Source organism: Ruminococcus sp. 210702-SL.1.03, assembly GCF_020559915.1.
In the GTDB taxonomy this organism is placed as follows: Bacteria; Bacillota; Clostridia; order Oscillospirales; family Ruminococcaceae; genus YE71.
In genome coordinates this window covers 1-843 of sequence record NZ_JAJCLZ010000107.1, presented here as the reverse complement: position 1 = coordinate 843, position 843 = coordinate 1, and the positions used below count along the sequence as shown (strand labels likewise).

Here is an 843-nt window from a genome sequence, read left to right as displayed (position 1 = left end):
CGGCAAATACGTTACAGGCAGCAACTCAACAATGCTTAATGAATACAAGAAAGCATATGATGAGATCGAAAAGAAAGTTGCCCTGCACTATACCCGCCCATCGGCATTATCTAAAACAAGTGCCGTTGCTCAAAAAAATCCCATATCAATGACATACGATTGGAGCACGCAAAAGTATACTGCTACATTCACAATTGAAAATGAATACATGGATAAAAGCTCTCCGTCAAATTACAGAGAGATAATTCATGACCTCGGCAAAAATGGCGCAGGCTTTGATGTTTCATACACCGAAGGCTCTAAAAATACAAAGATAACTGTTTCGGCGAAAAAGGCTTTCAAAGAAGTAAAAACCGTAACGGTAAACAGACGTATTCAGGATATACCCGATGATATGAAAGTCAAGACTTATCTGAAATACGGAAATCAAACGCTTATTCAGGGTACTTCAAGACCTGATATTTATGGCGGAAGTATTTCTTTCAAAATCACCGACCAGCCCAACATAAAAGTAGAAAAGCAGTACAAGACCGCAGACGGCGAGCTGCTTACCGGCGTGGAGCTTGACAACGCGCTGGCTGATACGCAGTTCCGTATTCGCAAAACTATCGGCGGCGTGAAAAACTACGTTGCAGCTGATTATGACAGCGCGAATGAACGTTACGTTTTCTCGCATTTCACGACCAACCCCGCCGCTGCAACGGCTTTTCATACTGTAAAGACAAGCGGCACTAAGGGCACTTTCGCGGTGCTCGATCTGCCCAGCAAGAAGAATGCGTCTGTTAGCTACGCCCTCGAGGAAATATCCTCAGCCGCAGGCTACGGCACAGCTTCGGCAACTTT

Annotated in this window: 1 protein-coding gene; it reads left to right on the top strand. The window is 44.7% G+C overall.

The genetic code is table 11. The annotated features are described in order from the left end of the window. Positions 1 to 31: 31 nt before the first annotated feature. A partial coding sequence (locus LI114_RS13625; protein ID WP_227221119.1) for a hypothetical protein occupies positions 32 to 843 on the top strand: 812 nt, incomplete at its 3' end.